The organism is Pseudooceanicola sp. NS-SX8 (assembly GCF_057380755.1).
Genome location: NZ_CM170819.1, coordinates 4,342,093 through 4,367,143 on the forward strand (window position 1 = coordinate 4,342,093; position 25,051 = coordinate 4,367,143).

Consider the following 25,051-nt stretch of genomic DNA (forward strand, 5'->3'; position numbering starts at 1 on the left):
GTGGATGAGCTGATCACCTACCTGCCCCGCTTCGTCGCGGCCTTCTCGATCCTGGCCTTCGCGGCGATCTCTCCCGGTCCGGCGGTGGCCTTCCTGCTGGGCGTTTCCGCCGCACGCGGGCGCGGTGCGGCCCTGGTCGCCACCACGGGCATCGCCGCCGGGTCCTCCACCATCAACGTGCTGACGCTGGTCGGCGTGGGCCTGCTGCTGAGCCAGGTCGCCTGGGCGATGGAGCTCCTGCGCTTGGTCGGGGCGACATACCTGGCCTGGCTGGCCTATGGGGCCTTCCGCAAGGCCCTGAACCCGCCGCAGGTGGTGGCCGCCATCGTCTCGCCCGCGAAGGCGCACCACCTCTTCGCCTCGGGCTACCTGATGCAGGTCACCAACCCCAAGGCCATCGCCTTCTGGCTGGCCATCGCGGCGGTCGGCGCGACGGAGGGCGGATCCGCCCTGGTCGTCGCGGCCTTCATCGCCTGCTCCTTCGTCATTTCCTTCACCTGCCACGCGGCCTGGGCGCTTGTCCTGTCCTCTGCCCCCGTCCGCCGTGCCTATGCCGCCGGACGGCGCTGGATCGAAGGGGCGCTCGGCGCCTTCTTCGGTTTCGCCGCCTGGAAAATCGCCACATCGGAGAGCTGACCCATGGACCTGATCACGATCATCCAGATCCTCGATTCCACCGTCCGCCTCGGCACGCCGCTTCTGCTGATGTGCCTGGCCGGGCTCTTTTCCGAACGCGCGGGCGTGGTCGACATCGGCCTGGAAGGCAAGGCGCTCGCCGCGGCCTTCTTCTCCGCCGCCTTCGCCTATTACTCCGGCTCCCCCTGGGTCGGCCTGCTGATGGGGGTCATCGCCTCCATGGCATTCTCCGGCATCCATGGCCTGGCCTCGATCACCTTCCGGGGCAACCAGCTGATCTCCGGCGTGGCGCTGAACTTCCTGGCCTCGGGCCTGACGGTGCTGATCGCCCAGACCTGGTTCGCCCAGGGCGGCCGCACGCCCTCCCTGACGACCGAGCGGTTCTCCAACATTACCCTGCCCTTCGCCGAAAGCCTGCGGGACGTGCCGCTGATCGGCCCGATCTATTACGAGCTGATCTCGGGCCATTCGATCCTGGTCTACGTGGCCTTCCTGCTGGTGCCGCTCAGCTGGTGGGTGCTCTACCGTACCCGCTTCGGCCTGCGCCTGCGGGCCGTGGGGGAAAACCCCGCAGCCGTGGACACCGCCGGCATCTCGGTCGTGCGCATGCGCTTTGCTTCCATCGTGATCGCGGGCCTGCTCTGCGGTCTCGCCGGCAGCTACCTGGCAACCAGCCTGCAGGCCGGCTTCGTGCGGGAGATGACGGCAGGGCGCGGCTACATCGCGCTGGCCGCGCTGATCTTCGCCAAGTGGCGGCCCTGGTACTGCCTGTCGGCCACGATGCTCTTCGGGCTGCTGCAGGCGATCGCGCTGCGCTACCAGAACATCGACGTGGGCGCATTCGTCATCCCGGTGCAGTTCATGAACGCGCTGCCCTATATCCTGACGATCATCATCCTTGCGGGCTTCGTCGGCGCGGCCATCCCGCCGCGCGCCTCGGGTGAGCCCTACGTCAAGGAACGCTGACCCTCCGCCCCGGCCCGGCCAACGGGCCGGGGCACAGCGCCGGCAGCGCCCGGCGCGCCCCTCCCCTCCCCTCGAAACCGGCCAGACTGTGGCCATGTCGTACCGGTCCCGGTCCACGGGGGCCGTCTGGCCCTGCACGCACGACGAAGCGATTTGCCAATCGCCCTCTACCGTTGCAAGATCGGGTCAAGCGCTGCGGACAATCGGCATCTTCGCGGCGTTGCGGCAGTCGAGCTAGGAGAGGCCATGCAGATATACCTCCCCATCGCCGAGGTTTCCGTGAACATCTTCCTGCTGCTTGGTCTTGGCGGGGTGGTGGGGATCCTCTCTGGGATGTTCGGGGTTGGCGGTGGCTTCCTGATCACCCCCCTGCTGTTCTTCGTCGGCATTCCGCCCACGGTCGCGGTTGCTACCTCCGCGAACCAGATCATCGCCTCCTCCGTCTCGGGGCTGTTCGCCCACCTGAAGCGACGAAACGTCGACCTGCGCATGGGTGCGCTGCTGCAGGGTGGCGGGGTCGTGGGGGCCGGACTGGGGATGATCCTCTTCAACTGGCTGAAGCAACTCGGCCATGTCGATCTGCTGGTCAACCTCTGCTACGTGGTCTTCCTGGGGGCCATCGGCTCCCTGATGTTCATCGAAAGCCTCTCTGCCCTCAGGAAATCCCGCAGGGGCGGCGGCGTGGTGAAACCGCGCAAGCAGCGCGGCTGGGTCCATACCATGCCCCTGAAAATGCGCTTCCGCACCTCGGGCCTCTATATCTCCGTCATCCCGCCTTTCCTGGTCGGCGCGGCGGTCGGGGTCCTGTCGGCCATCATGGGGGTCGGCGGCGGCTTCATCATGGTGCCCGCCATGATCTACCTGCTGCACATGCCAACCAAGGTCGTGATCGGCACCTCGCTGTTCCAGATCATCCTGGTTGCCGCCGTCACCACCTTCCTCCACGCGGTCACCAACCATTCCGTCGATATCGCCCTCGCGCTCTTCCTGCTTATCGGCGGGGTCATCGGCGCCCAGATCGGCACGCGGATCGGCGCGAAGATGAAGGCGGAGCAGCTGCGCATCCTGCTGGCCCTGCTGGTGCTGTCCGTCTGCTTCAAGCTCGGCCTCGACCTGGTCCTGCCGCCCTCCGAAGTCTACTCGCTGACGGAGCTGAATTGAGACGCGCCGCGCATATCCCGGCCCTTCTGACGGCCCTTTTCCTGGCGCTGCTGCCGCTTGCCACCCTGGCACAGGACAGCACCGATGCAGCGACCGAAGAACTGGTGCTGGGCCTGTCACAGGCCCGCGTGTCGATCACGGCGAATTTCGACGGATCGGAAATCCTGATCTTCGGGGCCGTCAAACGGCAGAGCCCACAGCTGCCCGAAGATGCCGATGTGGTCGTCACCGTCGCCGGGCCCACCGAACCCATTTCGGTCCAGCGCAAGGAACGACGTGCAGGGATCTGGGTCAACACCGATCAGGTCATCATCCGCCAGGCGCCAAGCTTCTACGCTGTCGCCACCTCCGCCCCCCTGGAAGAAATCCTTTCGGCGACGGAAGATCTGCGTCATCGCATCTCCATCCCCCGGGCCATCCGCTCCATCACCTCGCGCGATGACGTGACGGACGAAGACAACTTCGTCGAAGCCCTGATCCGTCTGCGGCAGAAGGCCGGGCTTTACCAGATGCGGGAAGAGACGGTCGAATTCGACCAGCAGACCCTGTTCAAGACCAAGGTCCCCCTGCCGTCGAGCCTCCCCGTGGGAGAATACAAGGTCAACGTCTACCTGCTGCGCGAAGGCGCCGTCGCGGCGACCCATGAAACGTCGATCCGGGTCGGCAAGGTGGGGATGGAACAGTGGCTCTTTGGCCTGTCGCGCGAACACGGGGTGAGCTACGCCCTTCTGGCGATCTTCATCGCCATCGCCGCCGGCTGGGCCGCGTCAGAGATCTTCCGCCTGCTGCGCAACCAGTAGCTACGCCCGACATGAAAAAGCCGCCCCGGGGGCGGCTCTTCGTGCAGATGCATGCGCGGCCCGGGTCAGACCGTGCTGAGAGACAGGGTATGTTCGCGCAGCCAGGCCATGAACCCGCGCGGATCCTTCTGCAGAAGCGCCATGTGCCCTTCGTCCACCACATCGCCCACGATCGGGGCCTGCGCCTTGTTCAGGGAATGGACGATCTCGTGGATCAGCAGCCCCTGCCGCAGCGTGGCCGACAGCTTGTTGGCAACGTGATACCAGCGGGAGTTGCCGCCGGTGAAATGAATCGGCACCACCCGTGCGCCCGACCGGCGGATCATCTGCGCGGTGAAGACGTTCCATTCCGCTTCGATCGCCGGGCCGAAATAGGTTTCGGAGGCAGCAACCACGCCCGACGGGAAGAGCGCCACCAGGCCCCCTTCCTTCAGATGCGCCATCGCCTTGGCCCGCATCTCGATCATCTTCTTCTGCGCTTCCGGATCGTGGGGGAAGGGCACAGGGATCATGTAGGAGGAGGCGACCTCGTCGATGCCGGTCAGCACCGAGCGCGTCAGGATCTTGTAATCGAGCCGCCGGCGGCCCACCAGCTCCGCCAGGATCATCCCGTCCACCATCCCGTGCGGGTGGTTCGCGACGACCACGACCGGACCGTCGCTCGGGATCTTCTGCAGCTGCTCTTCGGGGGTGACGACGGGAATGCCCATCACGTCCAGACAAGCCTTCCAGAAGGCCTGGCCCTGCGGCGCGCCCTGACGTTCGAACTTCCGGATCAGGCGCAGGATGGTCAGCTTGCCGGTCAGCCATTCCATGCCCAGGATCGCGTTCCGCTGGAACGGGTTGTCGAAGGTGTTGGAATAGGTCAGCGAGCGCCGGTCGTACTTTGTGTAGGCGACCGGGTCATGCGCAACCTGGGCACGCGTGACATGATTTTCTGTCGAGTCTACCACTGAAAGTCACCTGTCCGTCGTCTTCCGCGCAAGGCTTGGGGTATTACGCGGTCTGTCAGAAGTTCCGTCGCTACATATCTTCCCCGAAGCGGTCCGCCACGAGTCGCTCTAGAGCATCGGCAAGGGCATCGGCATCGGGACCCGAGGTTTCAACCTCAATAGTGCTTCCCTTCCCGGCTGCCAACATCAAAAGGCCCATGATCGAGTCGCCGCCGGTGGACATGCCGTCGCGGCTGACCTCCGCATGCGCGTCGAAGGCTTCGACGACCTCCACGAACTTGGCGGAAGCCCGGGCGTGAAGCCCCTTCTCGTTGATGATGTCAAAATGCCGTGTCACAGCTGCGCTCATACCCGTCCCATTCCGTCACTCGGCCGGTGCTCAGGAAGGCCCTGCACTCAGGTTCCGGCTGTCGATGTACTTGCGCCCCGCTTCCGTCGCGACACGCACCGCCTCCGGGAGCGATTTATGCCGCGATTTTGCCAACTTGATCAAGGCCGGAAGGTTCACACCATAGAGAATGCGCCGATCGTCCGGTCGACAGGCCAGCAGGGACAGGTTGCTGGGGGAGCCGCCGAACATGTCGGTGACCACGACGACGCCCTGCCCCTGGTCGACCTCGTTGGCCGCCGTGCAGATTTCCAGCTCCTTGCCGGAGCGGTCGCAGTTTACGTCGATCGAAATGGCGGTGATGCCAGGCTGGGGGCCGACGACATGCTCAACCGCTGCCTTGTACTCCCGGGCCAGCCCGCCATGTGCGACGATGACAATTCCGATCAAGGCGGGTGTTCCCTTGGGTCTCTGCTTATCCTGCGCGCCCGGAGCGGCATCGATTCTCATCGAGGCGCCTCCCCGGCTTTGCGCCGTTCCTGTTCGCGATGCCTAATTGACACTTGCCAGCCGGCCTCCGCAAGGGCCCGACCAAGGCTTTCGGCCAAAGTGACGGAACGGTGTTGACCGCCGGTACAGCCGAATCCGATGGAAAGATGCGCCTTGCCTTCATCTATATAGGCAGGAAGCAGCATCAGCGTGAGGTCGGTGACCTTTTCGAGGAAGGGTTTGTAGCGGGGATCGGCCGAAACATAGGCCTGAACCCGCTCGTCCGTGCCGTCGAAGGCCCGCAGGGACGGCTCCCAGTAGGGATTCGCCAGGAAACGCACGTCGAAGACCATGTCGATTCCCCGCGGCAGGCCCCGCTTGTAGCTGAAGGAATGCAGCGAAACCGCCAGGCCCTGGCCCTCTTCCGGGGCGAAGTGGCTGTCCACCTCCGCCCGCAGGTCATGGACGGTCATCTCCGAGGTGTCGATCAGCACATCGGCCCGGGCCCGGATCGGCCCCAGAAGGTCGAACTCCCGCATGATGCCATCCTCGGGGGTCTCTCCCGGGGCCATGGGGTGGCGGCGGCGGGTCTCGCTGTAGCGGCGCGACAGGACGTCGGCGCGCGCATCCAGGTAGAGCAGCTCCAGCGGCACCCCCTTGATCTGACGCAGGGAATCCAGCGCCTCGATCAGGGCCGTGGTGGAAAAATCGCGATTGCGGGTATCCAGCCCCAGGGCCAGGGGCCGTTCCAGCGGCGGCCCTTCCAGCAGGCGCGGCAGCAGCGACAGCGGCAGGTTGTCGATCGCCTCGAAGCCGAGATCCTCCAGCACGCGGATCGCGGTGGAGCGGCCAGCGCCGGACGGCCCTGTCACGAGGACGAGGCGTGGGCTCTGTCTCATCTGATCTTCGGCGGTGGCCATGGCTGCCGTCGGTCTTGAAGGGTTGGCAAAAGATCGCGCAACGCGTGCCTACGCGCGACGTCCTTCACGCAGATATTGCAGAATCGCCGCAGCGAACGCTGCGGTTCCACTATTGTGAAGGAAGGTTAAGGAAACCCCCAGCAAATTCGTGCTGCGCTGCGGCGGGAGCCGTGCATCCTCGGGTGTGTCAAGATCGACCACCAGGGCAATCGGCGTCGGACCGGCGGGTTTCGCCCCCAGAATCCCCACGCCACGCGCCTCGATCATTCCCTCCAGCGTCGGCGGCACCGAGGCCAGGATCACCGTCCCCTGCCGTTCCACCACGGTCCGGTCATCCGCGACCAGCAGCGCCCCGCGCGACAGCATTTCCAGCGCGAGGGAGGACTTGCCACTGCCCGATGCGCCGGTGATCAGAACCGCCCGCCCGCAGACCGCGACGCAGCTTGCGTGGATCACCCGGGGGCCGCTGTCTTCCTCCGCCATCTCAGATCGGCAGGCCGACGACGAAACGCGCCCCCAGCGGGTCGGAGGTGATGTCGGCATCCGTGGGCCGGATGTTTTCCGCCCAGATGACGCCGCCATGGGCTTCGACAATCTGCTTGGAAATCGCCAGGCCAAGGCCGGAGTTGTTGCCGAAGTCCGACGCGGGCCGGTGCGAGTAGAAGCGCTTGAAGATCTTCTGCAGCGACTGGTCCGGGATGCCCGGGCCGGTGTCCTCCACCACGATCAGCACGCGATTTTCGCGCCGACGCGCCCAGACCCGGATCGCGTCGCCTTCCTCGCAGAAGGAAATCGCATTGGTGATCAGGTTGACGAAGACCTGCGCCAGCCGCGCTTCCAGGCCGCTCAGCACCAGCTTTTCGTCCGGCAGGTCGGTGATGAAGTCGATGCCTTTGCCCGCCGCCTGTTCGCCCAGGTAATCCGTCAGGCTGCCCAGCATGCGCAGGACGTCGAATTCCTCTTCCTCTTCCTTCACCAGCTCACTGTCGAGCCGCGAGGCGTTCGAAATGTCGCTCACCAGCCGGTCGAGGCGCCGGACATCGTGTTCGATCACATCCATCAGCTGCTCTCGCTGATCGTCGCGCTTCGCCACCCGCAGGGTCCCCACGGCGGACCGCAGACTGGCCAGCGGGTTCTTGATTTCATGCGCCACGTCTGCGGCGAACTGTTCGTTTGCGTCGATCCGGTCGTAAAGTGCGGAAACCATCCCGCGCAGCGCCCCTGACAGCCGACCGATTTCATCCGGTCGCGCCGTCAGATCGGGGATCCTGACCCGCGACGGCTTGGGCCGGGAATTGCCCCGGTCTCCCCCAAGCTCTGCCGCGGCAGCGAGGTCCGACAGCGGGTTCGCAATGGTGGATGCCAGCACCAGGCTGAGCCCGACGGACACGAGCGTGGCGATGATGAACATCTGCAGCACCCTCTCACGCTCCTGCCGCACCATCAGGTCGATCTCTCCGACGCTGCCGGCCAGGGCGATGGCCCCCACGACACTGCCGTTCGCCTCGATCGGCGTCAGGGCCGTGTGGAAACGCCCCTCGTCTCCGCGCGCGGTCGATGTCTCCTGCCCGTCCGTTCCATTCGCGGAAATCAGGCGTCGTGCCTCTTCCTCCACGCTCGTGGTAGGCTGCGGCACCCGCCCCGAAGAAAAGACCGAAGCGAAACCGTTCCACACGGTCGTCAGGAAATCGGTGACATAGGTCGGCGTGTGATCCGGCGAGGGGTCAGGCGCGGCGCCGGAACGGCGGGCCACCAGGTTGCCCTCGGCATCGAAGACCATCAACGTCAGCCCCGACCGCAGGTCGAGCCCGGACAGGGTGCCGGCCACGTCCACGCCACGGCTTCCCCGCAAGTCGACCTCTGCCCCCGGGGCGATCTGCGCCTCGAAGACATCGGCGACCAGGTCGGCCTCGCTCACCAGCGCTTCCTGGCGCTGCGTCAGCAGGCTTTCGCGAGAGGAATTCAGATAGAGGATCCCCGCCACGAGGACGTTCAACGCAATAAGGTTGAAGATGATGATCTTGCGGGTGAGGGGCGAGGCCTTCAGCGCGAAAAGGCCACGCCTTTCGCGGCGTTCGCGGAACTCCTCGTCCACGACCGTCCCCGGTGCGACGAACTCCTCCCCCAGCACGACATCGCCGCGTCGTCCCGCGCCGCGTCGTTTTGCCCTGGAGGTATCGTCCTGCAAGCTGATCCTTTCGGCGAGCGCCATGGACGGTATCCGTTACTCTTCGTTGTAACGATACCCGATCCCGTAGAGTGTCTCGATGGCGGAGAACTCCTGGTCGACCGAGCGAAGCTTCTTGCGGAGCCGCTTGATGTGGCTGTCGATGGTCCGGTCATCGACGTAAACCTGATCGTCATAGGCCACGTCCATCAGCTGATCCCGGCTCTTCACGAAGCCGGGGCGCTGTGCAAGGGCTTGCAGCAGAAGGAATTCGGTCACGGTCAGGGTCACGTCCTGGCCCTTCCAGGTGACCGAGTGGCGCAGCGGATCCATGCGCAGATGGCCACGCTCCATCACCTTGGTATCGTCCGTTTCGGCCACGACCTCACCCGACTGGGCTTCCTGCCGGCGCAGCAGGGCGCGGATCCGGGCCACCAGAAGGCGTTGGCTGAAGGGCTTCTTGACGTAGTCGTCGGCGCCCATGCGCAGGCCCAGGACCTCGTCGATCTCGTCATCCTTCGAGGTCAGGAAGATCACCGGCATCGTCGTCTTCTGCCGCAGCCGCTGCAACAGGTCCATGCCGTCCATGCGGGGCATCTTTATGTCCAGTACGGCCATGTCCGGCAGGGCCTTGTTGAAGGCCTCGAGCGCGGCCTGGCCGTCGGAGTAGGTTTCCACCTCGAACCCTTCGGCCTCGAGCGTGATGGCGACCGATGTCAGGATGTTTCGGTCATCGTCCACGAGCGCGATCTTGGACATGGTGTTTCCCTTCAGTACTGCTCTCTGCCCCGGCCCGGTACCGTCTGTGCCCCGCGAAGGGGCCGCGTCCTTGTGGCCTGTAAAGGAGTCTTATCGACATGATTTTGCCGCAATACTCTCCTGTCCGCACGGTTCAGGCAATCCAGAAACGCGAATCGTTCCGGGCCTGCGGCAGAAATGTGGCGAAAATGTCTTAGGATGGCCTGAAATTTTCCTTGCACCGCAGAGACCTGCCGCCGGTTGAGCAATGGACGGCAAGTGGTTGCGCTAAACGGGAAATGGTTGCGCTAACCTCCCCCGTCGCCCTGTTCACTTTCAAATGCGACGTGATAAGAGGCCAGATATCGAGGCGTCCCGCCCCGGTTCCGCCGCCTGCATCTTTGGATGTAAATTAGGACGGCGACGGATTGGAGGACTGCCGCACCTACGCGGCTACAGGAGTGTTAGATATGGCATTTGGACGGGTGAACCCGCACTTCCGGCTCGAAGATCAGGGGATCGAAGGGCTCGGCAATGTCTATTACAACCTTATGGAGCCCGCGCTGATCGAAGCCGCCCTCAAGAAGGAAGAAGGCAAGCTCGGCAAGGGGGGCACCTTCCTCGTCACCACCGGCAAGTACACCGGCCGTTCCCCGAAGGACAAACACGTCGTGAAGACCCCCGACGTGGCCGAGAAGATCTGGTGGGAAAACAACGCCGAAATGTCCCCCGAAGCCTTCGACGTGCTGCATGCCGACATGCTGGCGCACATGAAGGGCAAGGACTACTTCGTGCAGGATCTCATCGGTGGCGCCGACCCGGCCTATTCGATCAACGTCCGCGTCGTCTCCGAACTGGCCTGGCACAACCTGTTCATCCGGCACCTGCTGCGCCGCCCCTCGCGGGAGTCGCTGGACGCCTACGTGTCCGACTTCACCATCATCAACTGCCCCAGCTTCCAGGCGGATCCCGCCAAGCACGGCTGCAAGTCCGAAACCGTCATCGCGCTGAACTTCGCCAAGAAGATCATCCTGATCGGCGGCACCGAATACGCCGGCGAGAACAAGAAGTCGGTCTTCACCCTGCTCAACTACATGCTGCCCGACAAGGGCGTGATGCCGATGCACTGCTCGGCCAACCACGCCAAGGGCAACCCCGTCGACACCGCGATCTTCTTCGGCCTGTCGGGCACCGGCAAGACGACCCTGTCGGCCGACCCGTCCCGCGTGCTGATCGGTGACGACGAACATGGCTGGTCCGACCGCGGCACCTTCAACTTCGAAGGCGGCTGCTACGCCAAGACCATCAACCTCTCCGCCGAGGCAGAGCCGGAAATCTACGCCACCTGCTCCATGTTCGGCACGGTGATCGAGAACATGGTCTACGACGAAGAGACCTTCGAGCTCGACTTCGAGGACGACAGCCTGACCCAGAACATGCGCTGCGCCTACCCGCTGGAGTATATCTCCAACGCGTCGGACACCGCGCTTGGCGGTCACCCGAAGAACATCATCCTGCTGACCTGCGACGCCTATGGCGTGCTGCCCCCGATCAGCCGCCTGACGCCCGCGCAGGCGATGTACCACTTCCTGTCCGGCTTCACCTCCAAGACCCCGGGCACCGAACGTGGCGTCGTGGAACCGATCCCGACCTTCTCCACCTGCTTCGGCGCGCCCTTCATGCCGCGTCGTCCGGAAGAGTACGGCAACCTGCTGCGCGACAAGATCGCCAAGCACGGCGCAACCTGCTGGCTGGTGAACACCGGCTGGACCGGCGGCGCCTATGGCACCGGCTCCCGCATGCCGATCCGCGCCACCCGCGCCCTGCTGACCGCAGCGCTGGACGGCTCGCTGAACGAGGCAGAGTTCCGCAAGGACGCCAACTTCGGCTTCGAGGTTCCGGTCTCCGTGCCGGGCGTGGCCGATGTCCTGCTGGATCCGCGCCGCACCTGGGAAGACGAAGCCGCCTACGATGCGCAGGCCGCCAAGCTGGTGGGCATGTTCTCCGAGAACTTCGAACAGTACATCCCCTACATCGACGACGATGTGAAAGCCGCCGCGATCGGCTGACGGAGTTGGCGATCCTGCGATCCCTTTCGAAAAGACGCCCTGCCGGTTCCGGCGGGGCGTTGCCGCATCTGCCCCGCCGCCACCGGGTCGGCCGGGTCGGGGTCGGCAGGGTCGGGGCGCTGCTGGCCGCCCTGGCGCTGCTCTGCCAGCCTGTCGGCCTGCGGGCGGAGGTCACCTCCCCCTTCCCGGGCGACATCGCCCTCTCCCCGATCGAACTGGACCAGGCCGGCATCTACTGCCCCACGGAACACGTCAGCAAGGAACCCGCGCCCAACACGGAATCGGGCTACATCCTGCTGACCGAAGGCAACCCGGAACTCGTGACCTCCAGCCGCCTGGTGCCTGCCTACCTGGGCATTTCCTTCGGCGTGCGCATCCGCCTTGCAGAGGGCACGGAACCCGGCATCTACACCTTCATCGTCAGCCATCCGCCCATCGGCCCTCGCCAGGTCACCCGCGAAAGCTGGGACCCGGGCCTGTCCACCAACTGGGGCGTGCGCAGTTTCAATTTCGAATTCGAACGTGAACTGGTCACCGGCACCTGGACATTCGAGGTGCTGAAGAACGACGAGGTCCTGATGCGGCAAAGCTTCGAGGTGGTGCCGCCGATGGCCGCCCCCGACGCCATCGACCTTTGCTTCGGCGATACCTTCGTCTCCTGACGGCCGGCGCCGGGCGCGGGCTGCGCCTCTCTCCCGCCGCCTCTCCGAATGGGCCATTGCACCCGGCCCCACCCCTCCTTTATGGCGCCGTTACAGGTGGGGCATACATCCCGCGAACAGGCCTCGGTCCGGAAAGGAGCACATATGGCGCAGTTCACTCTTGGTTGGGAAGAATGGCTCTCCCTCCCCGATCTCGGCCTGCCGGCGATCCGCGCCAAGGTGGACACCGGCGCGAAGACATCGGCCCTGCATGCCTTCGCCATCGAACCCTTCGGCACCGCCGAAAAGCCTATGGTGCGCTTCGCCATCCACCCGGACCCGTCCGACGAGTCGCTGGAGATCATCTGCTCCGCACCGCTGAAGGACCGCCGGGAGATCACCTCCTCCAACGGAGAGACCGAGCTGCGCTTCGTGATCGAAACGCAGGTCACCATGGGCGATCGCACCTGGCCGATCGAAGTGACCCTGACCGATCGCGGGTCCATGGCCTACCGCATGCTGCTGGGGCGTTCGGCCATTGCCGAAGACATGATCGTCTCCCCCGCGCAAAGCTGCTGCCAGCCGCCGCTGTCCTACGAGGCTTACCAGGACACCCCGCGCCTGAAGAAACACCGCCGCGCCCTGCGCCTGGCGATCCTGACCCGTGAACCCGGCAACTACTCGACCGGGCGCCTGATCGAGGCCGCCGAAAAGCACGGCCATACGCTGGAAGTCATCGACACCTCCCGCTGCTACATGAACATCCGCGCGGTCGGGGCCGAAGTGCACTACGACGGGCGCCGCCTGCCGCACTACGACGCGGTGATCCCGCGCGTCGGGGCCTCCATCACGAACTACGGCACCTCCGTCGTGCGCCAGTTCGAAAGCATGGGCACCTACTCCCTGGCCGGTTCCGAAGGCATCGCCATGTCCCGGGACAAGCTGCACGCGCACCAGATCCTTGCACGGCATCGCATCGGCATGCCCACCACGGCCTTCGCACGCAGCCCGAAGGATTCGATCAACGTGATCGAACTGGTCGGCGGGGCGCCCCTTGTGCTGAAGCTGCTCGAAAGCACCCAGGGCAAGGGGGTCGTCCTGGCGGAAACCAAGAAGGCGGCTGAATCGGTGATCTCTGCCTTCCGGGGCCTGAAGGCCGACTTCCTGGTGCAAAGCTTCGTCAAGGAAGCCGCGGGGGAGGATATCCGCTGCCTCGTCGTCGGCGGCAAGGTGGTCGCCGCCATGCGCCGTCGTGGCGCGCCCGATGACTTCCGGTCCAACCTGCACCAGGGCGGCACGGCCGAACCGGTGCGGATCACCAAGACCGAACGCGACACCGCCCTTCGCGCAGCCCGTGCGATGAAGCTCGATTTCGCGGGAGTCGACCTGCTGCGTGGCGACGACGGGCCCAAGGTGCTGGAGGTCAACTCCTCCCCCGGGCTCGAAGGGATCGAGAAATGTTCGCGCAAGGACATCGCCGCTCTCGTGATCCAGCATATCGAGGCAAAGGTCGCCCCGCGTTCGCCGCGCAGCCGTCGCAAGAGCTGACGATCAGACGATCAGCGCGCGCCGCATCAGGTTCAGACCGGCCACCAGCAGCACCACCAGCGTGGCGCGGCGGAAGGTGGTCTGGTCGATCCTGTCATGCAGGCGGAACCCGGCCCACATGCCGACCAGCGCGAGCGGCACCATGATCAGCGAAAAGGGCAGCGTTTCGGCCCGCAGCACGCCCGATCCCAGGTGCGCGAACAGCAGGGACACGGCGCCCAGCCCATAGATCACGCCCTGGATCTGCACCTGCTCCCGCTTGGGCGTTTCCAGCGCAGTCAGGTAGGCCACGGTGGGCGGCCCCCAAACGCCGGAAAACCCGCCGATGAAGCCGGCAAACAGCGCCACCCCGAATTCCACGCTGCGCCTTGGCGGATGCCCAAGCCGCAGCTGCCGCCCCATCAGTTGCGTCACCGCGAACAGCACGATCGGCCCGCCGATCATCAGCAGCATCAGGCCCTGGGGCAGCACGCTGACAAGTTGCGCCGAAGCCATCAGCGCCACGAAGGCGACCGCCAGGAACAGCCGGAACCGCTTCACGACCTCCCAGGCCGCACGCGGACCTGCGCGCAGCGCCTGCCAGCCATTGGTCACCAAGGTCGGCAGGATCAGCCCGGCCAGGGCCCAGTCCGGCCCGACGATGCTGCCCAGCCCCGACACCATGATCATTGGCATGGCGAATCCCACCATGCCCTTCACCAGCCCCGCCAGCAAAGCGACGCAGCAGATTGCGACCCAGGCGGCAGCGCTCAGGTCCGGCAGTCCGAGGATCTGGAAAAATTCCATCATTCCCGATCCCTACACCGCCCGTGCCCCTGCCACGAGAAAAATCCGTTACGTAATTTTAAATCCTACAGGTGTCATTTTGCGCAAACATATTGCGCTGCAACTGCAAAATGGCTATGTCACTGGCAGAGAGATGAGCCTTGGAGGAGGAGGCAGTCCCATGCCCCACGACGGACAGGACCCGATGATGACCGAAAGCGCCATTCTGCCCGATCTGCTGACCCTGACAGCCGCCGCCATTTCCCCGGCGGAAGATGTCCTGTCCGCGGCCCGCGACACCGTGCGCGACCGCGTCGTGAGAGAGGGGCGCGTGTCCGCTCGCCCGGTGGAGGCGGAACAGACCGCAACCCACGGCCTTGCCTGGCTCGCAACCTACGTGGAGGCCCTCCGCCAGATGCAGGCCTGGGCGGAAAAACTCTCTGCCGATGGCCAGTTCGGAGAGCTGGAGAGCCTGATCCACCAGATCGCCTTCGGCGAATACCTGGGGCAGATCGCCGGTGGCATCCAGATGTCCCAGCAGGAAATCGTGCGCCTGCATGACCTGGGCCTGCCCGCCGATAGCGCGATCCGTTTCACCTCCGGCGCCGTGGCCACACTGATTGCCAACGGCAACAGCCAGTCTGCCCGCGCCCGCCTGGCGGAGCTGATGATCGAACGGCAGGGCGCCGGTCTCTTCGGCGCCACCGGCCTGGACGAGGAGCTGGAGATGATCCGCGACCAGTTCCGCCGTTACGCGGCCGAAAAGGTCGCCCCCTTCGCCCATGAATGGCACCTGAAGGACGAACTGATCCCGATGTCGGTGATCGAGGAGCTGGCCGAAATGGGCGTCTTCGGCCTGACCATTCCAGAGGAATACGGCGGCTTCGGCCTGTCCAAGGCCTCCATGGTCGTGGTCTCCGAAGAACTCTCTCGCGGGTATATCGGCGTGGGCTCCCTGGGCACGCGCAGCGAGATCGCGGCAGAGCTGATCCTTTGCGGTGGCACCGACGCCCAGAAGGAAAAGTGGCTGCCCGTCCTGGCCTCCGGGGAGATCCTGCCCACGGCGGTCTTCACCGAACCCAACACCGGGTCCGACCTGGCCGCCCTGCGCACCCGCGCGACGAAGGGGGACGATGGCGACTACCGGATCACGGGCAACAAGACCTGGATCACCCACGCTGCCCGCACCCACGTGATGACGGTCCTCGCCCGGACAAACCCCGACACGACCGATCACACCGGCCTGTCGATGTTCCTGGCCGAGAAGACCCCCGGCACCGACGAAGACCCCTTCCCCACGCCCGGCATGACCGGCGGGGAGATCGAGGTCCTGGGCTATCGCGGCATGAAGGAATACGAGCTCGGCTTCGACGGCTTCCACGTGAAGGGCGAAAACCTTCTCGGCGGGGAAGAGGGCAAGGGCTTCAAGCAGCTCATGCAGACCTTCGAATCCGCGCGCATCCAGACCGCCGCCCGCGCGATCGGCGTGGCCCAGGCTGCCCTCGACACCGGCCTGCAATATGCGCTCGACCGGAAGGCTTTCGGCGGGCCGCTGGCGCAGTTTCCCCGTGTCTCGGGCAAGCTGGCGATGATGGCCGTGGAAATCATGGTGGCGCGACAGCTGACCTATTTCGCCGCCTACGAGAAGGATCACGATCGTCGCTGCGACCTGGAAGCGGGCATGGCAAAATTGCTGGGCGCGCGCATTGCATGGGCCTGCGCCGACAATGCGCTGCAGATCCACGGCGGCAATGGTTTCGCGCTGGAATACGTGGCCTCCCGCCTGCTTTGCGATGCGCGGATCCTGTCGATCTTCGAAGGGGCCGCTGAAATCCAGGCCCAGGTCATCGCCCGCCGCCTTCTGGCCTGATCCGGCGGCCTGCTCGTTGCGGGCCGCTCCTTCAATTTCGTGACGAATGCCTTGGGGAATTCATGTGACGTGACCCTTTCCTGGCCCTAGTGCTGTCCCCGGCGGCTTCCCCGCCCGGAGAGTGCAATGCCGCAAACGTCCACGATGATCGCCGTGCTCTGCGTTCTCGGCTTTTCAGGTGCAACGGCAGCCCTGGTGGTGCGCGCGGCCGCCATCGAAGGGCTGACAGGCCCCGCCGACGAACCCGTCTACGAATTTCCCAGCGAGGCGCGACGCAACTGCAGCCCCGCCGTCTACGTCGATGAAAGCGGCCGGGGCGACGGCCTGCTGACGGTGCGCGGCGGGCCGGGCATGGAATACCGCGTGCGCCAGGAGCTTTCCCACGGCGACACCTTCCTGGTCTTCGAATACCGCGGGGCCTGGGCCGGTATCGTCTACGGGCACAACCGCGAAGTCTGCGGCGCCCGGACAAAGCGGCAGGTTGCCGCCCCGCGCCAGGGCTGGATCCCCGCCGCCGGGATCACCTACATGCCGGGCTGACCTGCAGACAGGGCTGACCTCCGGGCCCGACAAAGGAAAACGCCCCGCCGGTCTCCGGCGGGGCGCATGCTCCTGACAGAGCGATGATCCGGGGATCAGCCAGCCTGGCCCGCGGGCAGGATCACGCGGTCGATGACATGCACGACGCCATTCGACTGATCGACATCCGCCGTGGTCACGGTCGCGACGCGGCCGTTCTCATCCTTCAGCTTCAGTTCGCCGTCTTCCATGTAGGCTTCCAGCTGGCAACCGCCGACGGTCGGAACCGTGTGCATACCGCCATCATCTTCGATCATGCCAGCGATGTCGGTCGAAAACGCTTCGGCCGCCACGACGTGGCAGGTCAGGATCTGCGTCAGCTGGTCCTTGTTCTCCGGCTTCAGCAGGGCTTCGAGCGATGCATCGTCGATCATGCCGAAGGCATCATTGGTCGGCGCGAACACGGTGAAGGGGCCGTCGCCCATCAGGGTGTCCACCAGGCCCGCAGCCTTCACCGCAGCAACCAGAGTGGTCAGGTTCGGCGCAGCGGAAGCATTCTCGGCGATGGTCTTGTCGGCGAACATCTCTGCACCGCCAACCATCGGGTTTTCACCGGACATGTGGTCGTCGGCCAGGACCGGCGCGGTGGACAGGGCAACAATGGCGGCACCAAGGGTCAGGATCTTTTTCATCTTCATTCCTCCAGTTACTGGTTAAACGCGTTGGTCACTTCCTTCGCGTTGATGGGGTTACGGGCCCTTTCCCACCGCGGTTCAGTTTCATTGCCGCTTTCTGAGTCACGGCTGCGTGACCCGGTTGTGAAGTCCGCTCCGCGAACCCCTCCGATCAGCCGTGTTGACAAGTTTTCCCACCCGGCGCCTAACTGCTTTCATGGATCCCAAACCCTGCATCATCTGCGTCGCCATCACCGGCTCGCTGCCCCGCAAGAGCGATAATCCGGCGGTCCCCGTGACCGTGACCGAACAGATCGAATCCACCCAGGAAGCCTTCGAGGCGGGCGCGACGATCGTCCATGCCCACGTCCGCAACGACGACGAAACCCCGTCCTCGGACCCGGAAAAATTCGCGGCCCTGAAGGAGGGCGTGGAAAAGCACTGCCCCGGGATGATCATCCAGTTTTCCACCGGCGGACGTTCCGGCGCGGGTCAGACGCGCGGTGGCATGCTGCCGCTGAAGCCGGACATGGCCTCTCTCTCCGTCGGATCCAACAACTTCCCCACCCGCGTTTACGAGAACCCGCCGGATCTGGTCGACTGGCTCGCCTCGGAGATGAAGACCTACGGCGTCCGGCCGGAGATCGAGGCCTTCGACCTGTCCCACATCCATCAAGCCGCGAAGATGTACGCCGACGGGCGCCTGGTGAAGTCGCCCTACGTGCAGTTCGTCATGGGGGTAAAGAACGCCATGCCGATCGACCGCGATGTCTTCGACTACTACCGCGCGACGATGAAGCGCCTGCTCCCCGACAGCGAATGGTGCGCCGCCGGCATTGGCGCCGGGCAGATCACGCTGAACGAATGGGTCGTGGAATCCGGGGGGCATGCCCGCTGCGGGCTGGAGGACAACATCCGCCTCGACAAGACCACCCTTGCACCGTCGAACGCGGCCCTGGTGTCCCGTGTCACCGCCCTGTGCGAGAAATACGAACGCCCCGTCGCCACCTGGCAACAGGCGCGGGAGATCCTGGATATTCCCCTGACCGCCTGACACGCAGCGGCCTGACAGGTGAAGACCTGACACCTGATGGCCCGGCCCCCGGTTGCGGCACCGCTTCGGCGGTGTCCGCAGCGATCCCCCTCACCGGGACGGAATCCAGGGCAGGCTCAGGGCAGGCCACCGCCGGAGGGCCCACCCTTCGGCGGGTCGATCTTGCGAAGCAGGCTCAAAAGGCGCGCCCGCTCTCGCGTGGTGAGGGACTTCAACGCGTGATCCTCCTGTGCCGCCACCAGGCGATTGGCCCGCGCACAAAGCGCGCGCCCCGCCTGGGTTGGCCGCAGCGCCAGGGCACGACGATCCTGCGCCTCGCGTTCGCGCTGGATCAGGCCCGCGGCTTCCAGCGTTTCCACAGTCACCACGGTATTGGACTTCTCGGCGCCCAGCAGTTCCGCCAGCTGGCTCAGACGCAGGCCGGGCCGGTCACAGATCACCGACAGGGCGGCATAGGTCGCCCCCCGCAGGCCGAGCGGTTCCAGCTCTCGCCCAACCTCGGACTGAACAAGGTGGTGTATCCGCTTCAGCGCCGGCCCCGTCAGGCGGCGCAGATGCATTTCCCTGTCCTCGGAAATGCCCCCGGAATCGCTCGTAATTCTGCTGGCCAAACGTAGCCTCCTCGCACGCAACCTTCCCTGCCGCATGGTAAAGACCAATGCCGCAGCGCGGAACCCCCGCGCCCCCCGCAACGGCAGGGATCAGGCCCTCAGTACACCAGTCTGAGGAGGAAGAGCGAGAGTCCCGGGAAGGCCACGAGCAATGCAACCCTGAGGATATCCGATGCCACGAAGTACATCACAGCCTTGTATGTCTGGGATATCGGCGTGTCCCGGTCCATCGAGTTTATGACGAAGAGGTTCATCCCCACCGGCGGCGTGATCAGCCCGACTTCCACCACGATAAGCACGATTATGCCGAACCAGATTGCCACTTCTTCAGCGTCCATCCCGAAGTCGAGCGCAGAGATGATGGGCCAGAAGATCGGAATGGTCAGCAGGATCATCGACAGCGAATCCATCACGCAGCCCATTACGAGGTACAGCAGCAGGATGAGCACCAGGACCATCCATGGGCTGAAGCCCTGCCCCCCGACCCACTGCGACAGTTCCTGCGGCACCTGCGTCAGCGCCAGGAAGCCGTTGTAGAACCCTGCCCCCAGCACGATGAAGAAGATCATCGCGGTGGACCGTGCCGTGGCGTAGAAGCTTTCGAACCAGGCCCGCCCCCGCAGGCCACCGTTGACGATGGCGATCAGCCCGGTGCCGAAGGCCCCCACGGCCGCCCCTTCCGTCGGGGTAAAGACGCCCAGATAGATCCCGCCGACGACTGCCAGGAAGACCAGAAGCACCGGCCAGACCTCCAGCAGGGCGCGCAGCCGGTCGGCCATGGGCATCGGCTCCCGCGTGCCGGCCGCGCGCGGGTTGATCCGGACATAGACCATGATGGTCAGCATGTAGCCAAGCGCCGCCAGGATGCCCGGCACGAATGCCGCCATGAACAGCTTGGCGATGTTCTGCTCCGTCAGGATGGCGTAGATCACCAGGATGACCGAGGGCGGGATCAGGATGCCCAGCGTCCCCCCCGCGGCCAGCGTCGCCGTGGCAAAACCACCGGAATAGCCATAGCGGCGAAGCTCCGGCAGGGCGACCTGGCTCATCGTGGCCGCCGTCGCAAGGGAACTGCCGCAGATGGCCCCGAACCCGGCACAGGCCCCGACCGCCGCCATGGCCACCCCGCCCCGCCGGTGCCCCAGAAAGGCCTCCGCCGCGCGGAACAGCGCCTGGCTCATCCCGCCCAGGGTCGCGAAATGCCCCATCAGAAGGAACATCGGCACGATGGACAGCGAATAGCTGGAAAAGGTCGAGTAGGTCTCCAGCTTCAGCTTGGAAAGAACGACCGTGGTGCCCCCGGTGACCCAGCTCAGCCCCGCGAAGCCCACGGCGAACATCGCCAGGCCGATGGGCATGCGAAGGAAGATCAGCAGAAGCAGGACAGGGAAGGACCACAGCCCGATGGCGAATTCGCTCACTGTTCCGCTCCCCGCTCCGCCGGCATCAGGGGCCGGCCGGTGATCGCCTCGCCCAGGCGGGCGATCGCGACATAGGTCCCAACCACCGCCGCCACGCTGGCCGCACCGAAGGAGGCGGCGAAGGCCCACCAGACAGGGAATTGCAGCAGGAAGGTCGTTTCATTGTAGCGCATCTTGCCCTGCATCCCTTCGTAAAGCCGCCAGGCGATAACGATCAGCGCCACCGCGAAGACCAGCTCCCACAGCGCCACCAGAACGCGGTTCACGCGCTCCGACAGGACCGAGGTGAACAGGTCGACCGTGGCATGGGCCCCGCTGACATGGGCCAGCGGCAGAAAGGCGAAGATGGTAAAGGCGATGCCCGCCTCCACCAGTTCGAAGTCACCAAGGACGGGGCCGATCCCGCTGTCCAGCAGGCGCTGCGCGGGGCCCGCGGCCAGGGCCTGCACCCAATTCAGATGCAGCACGCCGTTCAGCGCCCGGCCGGTGACCGACACGACGGTCAGCAGAACCAGCGCCGTCAGGACAAGCCCACCCAGGATCGCCATGATCCGGGCCAGCCAGAGAAACAGGGGATGAAATCTCAAATCACGCTCCGGACAGACAGGAGTAGCGCGACGCCCCGCCGGGGCGCCGCATGGCCGGCGTCACACCCTGGCCTCACTGGGCCGCGTACTTGGCGATCAGCGCCCTGGCCTCCGCCACCATCGCCGCGCCGTCCAGGCCCCGGGCATCCATCTCGGCGATCCAGGTGGCCTCGACCTCGGCTGCGGTTTCCTTCCAGGGCGCGATCTGCTCCGGCGTCAGCTGGATGATGTTGTTGCCGTGATCCACCGCCAGCTGCCTGCCGACCTCATCCCCCTGTGCCATCACGTCGCCCGCGAAACCGGACAGCTCCAGCCCGGAATTCGCGTCGATCACCGCCTTCAGATCATCGGGCAGGCGGTCATAGCTGCGCTGGTTCATCGCCAGGAACATCGTGGCGACGTAAAGCGCCTGTTCCCCCGGGAATTCCGTGTGGTTCGACACCAGTTCGGAAATCTTGAGAGATGTCGTCACCTCCCAGGGCAGCACGGTGGCGTCGATCACGCCCTTGGACAGCGCTTCGGGCACCGCGGGCACGGGCATGCCGATGGGCGTCGCCCCGACCGCGCCGAAGTACATGTTCGTCACCCGCGACGGCGCCCGCAGCTTGACCCCGTTCAGATCGGCCGGGCTTGTCACCGGCGCCTCCGAATGGATCACCCCGGGGCCATGCACCCAGAGGCCAAGCATCTTCATGCCCTCGAATTCCTCCATGGAGTAGGTCTGGGAATACTCCCAGAACGCCTTGGAGGTCGCCTCCGGCCCCGCCGCGATGAAGGGCAGCTCGAACACTTCGGTCGAAGGGAAGCGGCCCGGGGTGTAGCCCGGCAGGGTCCAGATGATATCGGCCACGCCGTCGATCACCTGGTCGGCCAGCTCCGGCGGGGTGCCGCCCAGCTGCATCGACGGGAACTGCTGGATCTTGATCCGCCCGTCGCTCTCCGTCTCGATCTTGTCAGCCCAGACCGCCAACGCCATTTTCGGCACGATGGCCTGCGGCGGCAGGAAATAGTGCATCTTCAGGGTCACGTCCTGCGCCAGACCGCCCGCAGCGGTCCCGGCCAGCAGGGTGCAGGCGGCAAGGCCCCTGAGGGCCGCTTTCATCAAGGTCATGTTTTCCTCCCGTTTTGATCCCGCCTGTCGGATCCGGCATCTGGAACGGACCATCCTCCCGGTCCGCCTCCCCCCATTCAACGCCGTTGCGGCGCCACGCCGGATGCCGCCAGCGGCATCTTGAAACAGCAGGATGCAAGGCACCGCCAGCCGTGTCAAACAAGCGATTATCCGTATAAGGACCGCTATTTGCAGAAAAATCAGCGCCGACCGTCAGACCCTGTCCCTGAACTGTTCCTCAGCTGCCCTTGAGCAGGGCAGGCCAGCTCCGGTCGCCCGGACAAGGTCGGATCCGACAGCGTCAGACCATGTCAGTCCGCGCGCCCCAGAAGCGCGACGGGGGCGTCCGCTGCCTGCTGGAAATCCACCGGCGCCTTGTCGCGCGCGGGCGTCGCCCATTTGAACTCGTACCGCATGACGCCCGGCTCCTCTGCCGAGGCGACGATCAGGCAGGTCAGCAGGAACCGGCTCCCCTCGAACAGGTCGACATGGCCCCGCAGGGCCGGCACGACGTCGGTATCCACGGAAAAACCGGTCTCCCAGCGTTTCAGAACGGGATAGCTCTTGCCGTCCGCCTCGACCCGCAGACGGGACGACGCCTTTGCGCGCAGCTTCTGGGCTTCCTGAAGCCCCTCCGCCAGATCTTTCGGAAGAAAAGTCGTCATCGTGATCCCCACCCTGCTCGGCCCGGTGCATCACAATTGGACCGAAAATAGTTCACGGCAAGTTAAGCACGATTCTCCCCCGACCGCAGGAGGGTGCGGGAAAATCCCCTTGGGGTTGTGTCTTCAAGGTCAAGGTTGACGATCGGGCTTCCGCGTCGGTTTCCCGATCAGGCAGCCTGGTCAGGCTTCCTGCAGCTCCTCGCCACCCTCGTCGGCGGCCTCTTCGGTCGCCTTTCCGGCCCGCGCCCTGTCGCGCAGCCCCTTCCACAGCCCGATGGCAATGGCGGCACCAAGGGCTGCGGCGCCAAGCCAGTGATCATGGCCTGCCACATCCGCCAGATGCCCGGGATGTGCCGCCGCGGGCAGCGGCAGCAGCGCGGCCACCGTTGCAGTGGCGGCCAGCAGGCGAAGGGGGGCAAGGCGGGTCATCGGCGGCTCCTTTCGGTCTCGGATCCGGGGCGGTGCAGAGGCACCGACCGGACCCTCCCCCTGTTAACGCAGGCCGCCCCCCACAGGCAATCACCCCACCGCGTCGCAGCCCCCCGGCCCGTGCCAAGCGGGCGCAAACAGGGCGCGCTGTGCAGGGTTGCACGAAAGTTGCGCGGTCATCGCGGTTCTCAGAAGCGGGCGCACAGACTAGCTGAACTGAAAGCGCGACGCATGCGTTGACCGGATACAGCCAGGAAAGGAACCCAGCATGGGTCTGCTCGTCGACGGCAAATGGAGTGACAAGTGGTATGACACCAAGAGCACGGGCGGAAAGTTCGTGCGCACCGAAGCCCAGTTCCGCAACTGGGTGACGGCGGACGGCAGCGCCGGCCCCACGGGCACCGGCGGGTTCAAGGCCGAAAGCGGTCGCTACCACCTCTACGTCTCCTATGCCTGCCCCTGGGCGCATCGCACGCTGATCTTCCGTCAGCTGAAGGGCCTTGCCCCGCACATCGACGTCTCGGTCGTGCATCCGGAAATGCTCTCCGACGGGTGGGAGTTCCGCACCGATTTCGATGGCGCCACCGGCGACACCCTCTTCGGGCTGCCCTTCATGCGCGACATCTACCTGAAGGCCGATCCCCAGGTGACCACACGGGTGACGGTGCCCGTCCTGTGGGACAAGCAGACCGGCACCATCGTGTCCAACGAAAGCGCAGAAATCATCCGCATGTTCAACTCGGCCTTCGACGGGCTGACCGGCAACAGCGATGACTACTGGCCGGAAGAGATGCGCGAACCGATCGAATCGATCAACGCGCGGATCTACGACACCGTGAACAACGGGGTCTACAAGGCCGGTTTCGCCACGACCCAGGACGCCTACGACGAAGCCGTGCGGCCGCTCTTCGACAGCCTGGACTGGATCGAAAGCATCCTGTCGGAAAACCGCTACCTGCTGGGCGACCGGATGACAGAGGCCGACTGGCGCCTGTTCACCACGCTGATCCGGTTCGACAAGGTCTATCACACCCACTTCAAGTGCAACCTGAAGCGGATCGTGGATTACCCCGCCATCTGGGCCTACGTGCGGGAGCTCTACCAGGTGCCCGGCGTGGCGGAGACGGTCCACTTCGGCCATATCACGCAGCACTATTACTACAGCCACGACACGATCAATCCGCACCGCATCGTGCCGATCACGCCCACCCTGGACCTGATGGCACCGCACGGGCGCGGCTGACCCCGCGCCCCATCCCGGATCGTCCCTACCACCGGCGCGCGCGCTTCAACCGCCGGAGCGTTCCGCCCCGGGACGGTCCCACCCCGACCAGGCATCATCGCCGTCGGGGCGCGGCGCGCTGCCGAAATGCTCGACCATCGCGGCAAGATCCTCTGCCGGGGCATCGCTGTGCATCAGGGCGCAGGCATTGGCCGCGTGGCGAAAGATCGACCCGTCGGAAAAGAACCTGGTATTGGTCACGAAGATCACCTTGGCTGCCGGCTGGCGGTAACTGGCGAAATCGGCAATGGCCAGGGCCGACCCCGTTTCCAGAACCAGGTCCATCACGATCACCTCGAAGGGCAGACGCTGCAGGAAGGCGATGGCCGCCTCCTGGCCGTGGGCGAGACAAGTCTGCATTCCCATCCGGTCCAGATGCCGTTTCCACATCCAGCCAAGGTTCGGCTCGCTCTCCACGATCAGCGCGTGGATACGACCCTTCGCCCAGCTGTCCATCACCTCTCTCGGGTGCGGCGATTTGCCGATCATGTCCAGAAGCTCGCCCATGTTCAGGCCTTCTTGTCCGCCCGTCCCAGGTGCCTTGGTCTATCTGCCACGGGCCAGGCAGATGCTCATTGGCATCATCCGCCTCAATACCTAACGAATAGTTAATATTTGCAGACGTTGGTTAATGGTTGGGGCGCGCG

Annotated in this window: 27 protein-coding genes; 11 read left to right on the forward strand and 16 right to left on the reverse strand. The window is 65.2% G+C overall.

The genetic code is table 11. From position 1 onward, the window contains the following. From AC2IR1_RS19900 to AC2IR1_RS19915, 4 genes are all read left to right on the forward strand, one after another. Positions 1-636, forward strand: coding sequence for a LysE family translocator (locus tag AC2IR1_RS19900; RefSeq protein ID WP_486473716.1), 636 nt, complete (start codon positions 1-3; stop codon positions 634-636). 3 nt (positions 637-639) lie between these two features. Continuing rightward, entirely contained in the window at positions 640-1,602 is a 963-nt protein-coding gene (locus tag AC2IR1_RS19905; RefSeq protein WP_486473717.1) for an ABC transporter permease, read from the forward strand. A 246-nt stretch (positions 1,603-1,848) separates the two neighbouring features. Further along, complete coding sequence (locus AC2IR1_RS19910) at positions 1,849-2,763, forward strand: sulfite exporter TauE/SafE family protein (RefSeq protein ID WP_486473718.1); 915 nt, start codon at positions 1,849-1,851, stop codon at positions 2,761-2,763. Then, on the forward strand, positions 2,760-3,563 hold the full coding sequence (locus tag AC2IR1_RS19915) for a TIGR02186 family protein (protein ID WP_486473719.1): 804 nt from the start codon (positions 2,760-2,762) through the stop codon (positions 3,561-3,563). The genes AC2IR1_RS19910 and AC2IR1_RS19915 overlap by 4 nt, the downstream gene beginning before the upstream one ends. Positions 3,564-3,628: 65 nt before the next feature. Here AC2IR1_RS19915 and AC2IR1_RS19920 read toward each other — a convergent pair whose 3' ends face one another. From AC2IR1_RS19920 to AC2IR1_RS19950, 7 genes are all read right to left on the reverse strand, one after another. After that, positions 3,629-4,516, reverse strand: a complete 888-nt coding sequence (locus AC2IR1_RS19920; protein WP_486473720.1) for a lysophospholipid acyltransferase family protein — start codon at positions 4,514-4,516, stop codon at positions 3,629-3,631. A gap of 70 nt (positions 4,517-4,586) precedes the next feature. After that, the gene (locus tag AC2IR1_RS19925; protein WP_486473721.1) at positions 4,587-4,865 is read right to left on the reverse strand and encodes an HPr family phosphocarrier protein; all 279 of its coding nucleotides are present in this window, start codon (positions 4,863-4,865) and stop codon (positions 4,587-4,589) included. 30 nt (positions 4,866-4,895) lie between these two features. Beyond that, positions 4,896-5,294, reverse strand: coding sequence for a PTS sugar transporter subunit IIA (locus tag AC2IR1_RS19930; protein WP_486476441.1), 399 nt, complete (start codon positions 5,292-5,294; stop codon positions 4,896-4,898). A gap of 56 nt (positions 5,295-5,350) precedes the next feature. Beyond that, positions 5,351-6,232: an RNase adapter RapZ gene (rapZ, locus tag AC2IR1_RS19935; protein WP_486473722.1), complete on the reverse strand. Its 882-nt coding sequence runs from the start codon at positions 6,230-6,232 to the stop codon at positions 5,351-5,353. Between the two features lie 69 nt (positions 6,233-6,301). Beyond that, on the reverse strand, positions 6,302-6,736 hold the full coding sequence (locus tag AC2IR1_RS19940; RefSeq protein WP_486473723.1) for an HPr kinase/phosphorylase: 435 nt from the start codon (positions 6,734-6,736) through the stop codon (positions 6,302-6,304). 1 nt (position 6,737) lies between these two features. Continuing rightward, positions 6,738-8,465, reverse strand: coding sequence for a sensor histidine kinase (locus AC2IR1_RS19945; protein ID WP_486473724.1), 1,728 nt, complete (start codon positions 8,463-8,465; stop codon positions 6,738-6,740). A 12-nt stretch (positions 8,466-8,477) separates the two neighbouring features. Continuing rightward, the gene (locus tag AC2IR1_RS19950; RefSeq protein ID WP_486473725.1) at positions 8,478-9,179 is read right to left on the reverse strand and encodes a response regulator transcription factor; all 702 of its coding nucleotides are present in this window, start codon (positions 9,177-9,179) and stop codon (positions 8,478-8,480) included. 449 nt (positions 9,180-9,628) lie between these two features. On the opposite strand from AC2IR1_RS19950, the gene AC2IR1_RS19955 reads away from it, so the two are divergent. The 3 genes from AC2IR1_RS19955 (at position 9,629) to rimK (ending at position 13,416) form a co-directional block, all read left to right on the forward strand. Then, a complete protein-coding gene (locus AC2IR1_RS19955; RefSeq protein ID WP_486473726.1) occupies positions 9,629-11,227 on the forward strand; it encodes a phosphoenolpyruvate carboxykinase in 1,599 nt (532 codons plus the stop codon). A gap of 59 nt (positions 11,228-11,286) precedes the next feature. Continuing rightward, positions 11,287-11,889 carry a DUF3859 domain-containing protein gene (locus AC2IR1_RS19960; protein ID WP_486473727.1) on the forward strand — a complete coding sequence of 201 codons (603 nt, stop codon included), beginning with the start codon at positions 11,287-11,289 and terminating at the stop codon, positions 11,887-11,889. 144 nt (positions 11,890-12,033) lie between these two features. Next, positions 12,034-13,416: a 30S ribosomal protein S6--L-glutamate ligase gene (rimK, locus tag AC2IR1_RS19965; RefSeq protein WP_486473728.1), complete on the forward strand. Its 1,383-nt coding sequence runs from the start codon at positions 12,034-12,036 to the stop codon at positions 13,414-13,416. Positions 13,417-13,419: 3 nt separating this feature from the next. Here the strand turns inward: rimK and AC2IR1_RS19970 are convergent, their stop codons facing one another. Further along, the gene (locus AC2IR1_RS19970) at positions 13,420-14,205 is read right to left on the reverse strand and encodes a sulfite exporter TauE/SafE family protein (protein ID WP_486473729.1); all 786 of its coding nucleotides are present in this window, start codon (positions 14,203-14,205) and stop codon (positions 13,420-13,422) included. 157 nt (positions 14,206-14,362) lie between these two features. Here AC2IR1_RS19970 and AC2IR1_RS19975 point away from each other — a divergent pair, with 157 nt between their 5' ends. Further along, positions 14,363-16,051 carry an acyl-CoA dehydrogenase family protein gene (locus AC2IR1_RS19975; RefSeq protein ID WP_486473730.1) on the forward strand — a complete coding sequence of 563 codons (1,689 nt, stop codon included), beginning with the start codon at positions 14,363-14,365 and terminating at the stop codon, positions 16,049-16,051. A gap of 126 nt (positions 16,052-16,177) precedes the next feature. Then, positions 16,178-16,591: an SH3 domain-containing protein gene (locus tag AC2IR1_RS19980; protein WP_486473731.1), complete on the forward strand. Its 414-nt coding sequence runs from the start codon at positions 16,178-16,180 to the stop codon at positions 16,589-16,591. 95 nt (positions 16,592-16,686) lie between these two features. Here AC2IR1_RS19980 and AC2IR1_RS19985 read toward each other — a convergent pair whose 3' ends face one another. Then, positions 16,687-17,262: a fasciclin domain-containing protein gene (locus tag AC2IR1_RS19985; protein ID WP_486473732.1), complete on the reverse strand. Its 576-nt coding sequence runs from the start codon at positions 17,260-17,262 to the stop codon at positions 16,687-16,689. 199 nt (positions 17,263-17,461) lie between these two features. On the opposite strand from AC2IR1_RS19985, the gene AC2IR1_RS19990 reads away from it, so the two are divergent. Then, on the forward strand, positions 17,462-18,298 hold the full coding sequence (locus tag AC2IR1_RS19990; RefSeq protein ID WP_486473733.1) for a 3-oxoadipate:acetyl-CoA acetyltransferase: 837 nt from the start codon (positions 17,462-17,464) through the stop codon (positions 18,296-18,298). A gap of 116 nt (positions 18,299-18,414) precedes the next feature. Here AC2IR1_RS19990 and AC2IR1_RS19995 read toward each other — a convergent pair whose 3' ends face one another. The 6 genes from AC2IR1_RS19995 to AC2IR1_RS20020 form a co-directional block, all read right to left on the reverse strand. Then, complete coding sequence (locus tag AC2IR1_RS19995) at positions 18,415-18,858, reverse strand: MarR family winged helix-turn-helix transcriptional regulator (RefSeq protein ID WP_486473734.1); 444 nt, start codon at positions 18,856-18,858, stop codon at positions 18,415-18,417. Between the two features lie 149 nt (positions 18,859-19,007). After that, positions 19,008-20,330 (reverse strand): TRAP transporter large permease, encoded by a 1,323-nt coding sequence (locus AC2IR1_RS20000; RefSeq protein WP_486473735.1) that lies wholly within the window; start codon positions 20,328-20,330, stop codon positions 19,008-19,010. Then, positions 20,327-20,917 (reverse strand): TRAP transporter small permease, encoded by a 591-nt coding sequence (locus tag AC2IR1_RS20005; protein WP_486473736.1) that lies wholly within the window; start codon positions 20,915-20,917, stop codon positions 20,327-20,329. Before AC2IR1_RS20005 ends, AC2IR1_RS20000 begins: the two co-directional genes overlap by 4 nt. A 73-nt stretch (positions 20,918-20,990) precedes the next feature. Next, positions 20,991-22,028 carry a TRAP transporter substrate-binding protein gene (locus AC2IR1_RS20010; protein WP_486473737.1) on the reverse strand — a complete coding sequence of 346 codons (1,038 nt, stop codon included), beginning with the start codon at positions 22,026-22,028 and terminating at the stop codon, positions 20,991-20,993. Between the two features lie 311 nt (positions 22,029-22,339). Beyond that, entirely contained in the window at positions 22,340-22,693 is a 354-nt protein-coding gene (locus tag AC2IR1_RS20015) for a hypothetical protein (protein WP_486473738.1), read from the reverse strand. Positions 22,694-22,873: 180 nt separating this feature from the next. Continuing rightward, complete coding sequence (locus tag AC2IR1_RS20020; RefSeq protein ID WP_486473739.1) at positions 22,874-23,122, reverse strand: DUF6732 family protein; 249 nt, start codon at positions 23,120-23,122, stop codon at positions 22,874-22,876. Positions 23,123-23,390: 268 nt separating this feature from the next. Between AC2IR1_RS20020 and AC2IR1_RS20025 the strand changes: the two genes are divergently transcribed. Beyond that, positions 23,391-24,365 carry a glutathione S-transferase family protein gene (locus AC2IR1_RS20025; protein WP_486473740.1) on the forward strand — a complete coding sequence of 325 codons (975 nt, stop codon included), beginning with the start codon at positions 23,391-23,393 and terminating at the stop codon, positions 24,363-24,365. Between the two features lie 45 nt (positions 24,366-24,410). Here the strand turns inward: AC2IR1_RS20025 and AC2IR1_RS20030 are convergent, their stop codons facing one another. Continuing rightward, a complete protein-coding gene (locus tag AC2IR1_RS20030) occupies positions 24,411-24,911 on the reverse strand; it encodes a hypothetical protein (RefSeq protein WP_486473741.1) in 501 nt (166 codons plus the stop codon). Between the last annotated feature and the right edge of the window lie 140 nt (positions 24,912-25,051).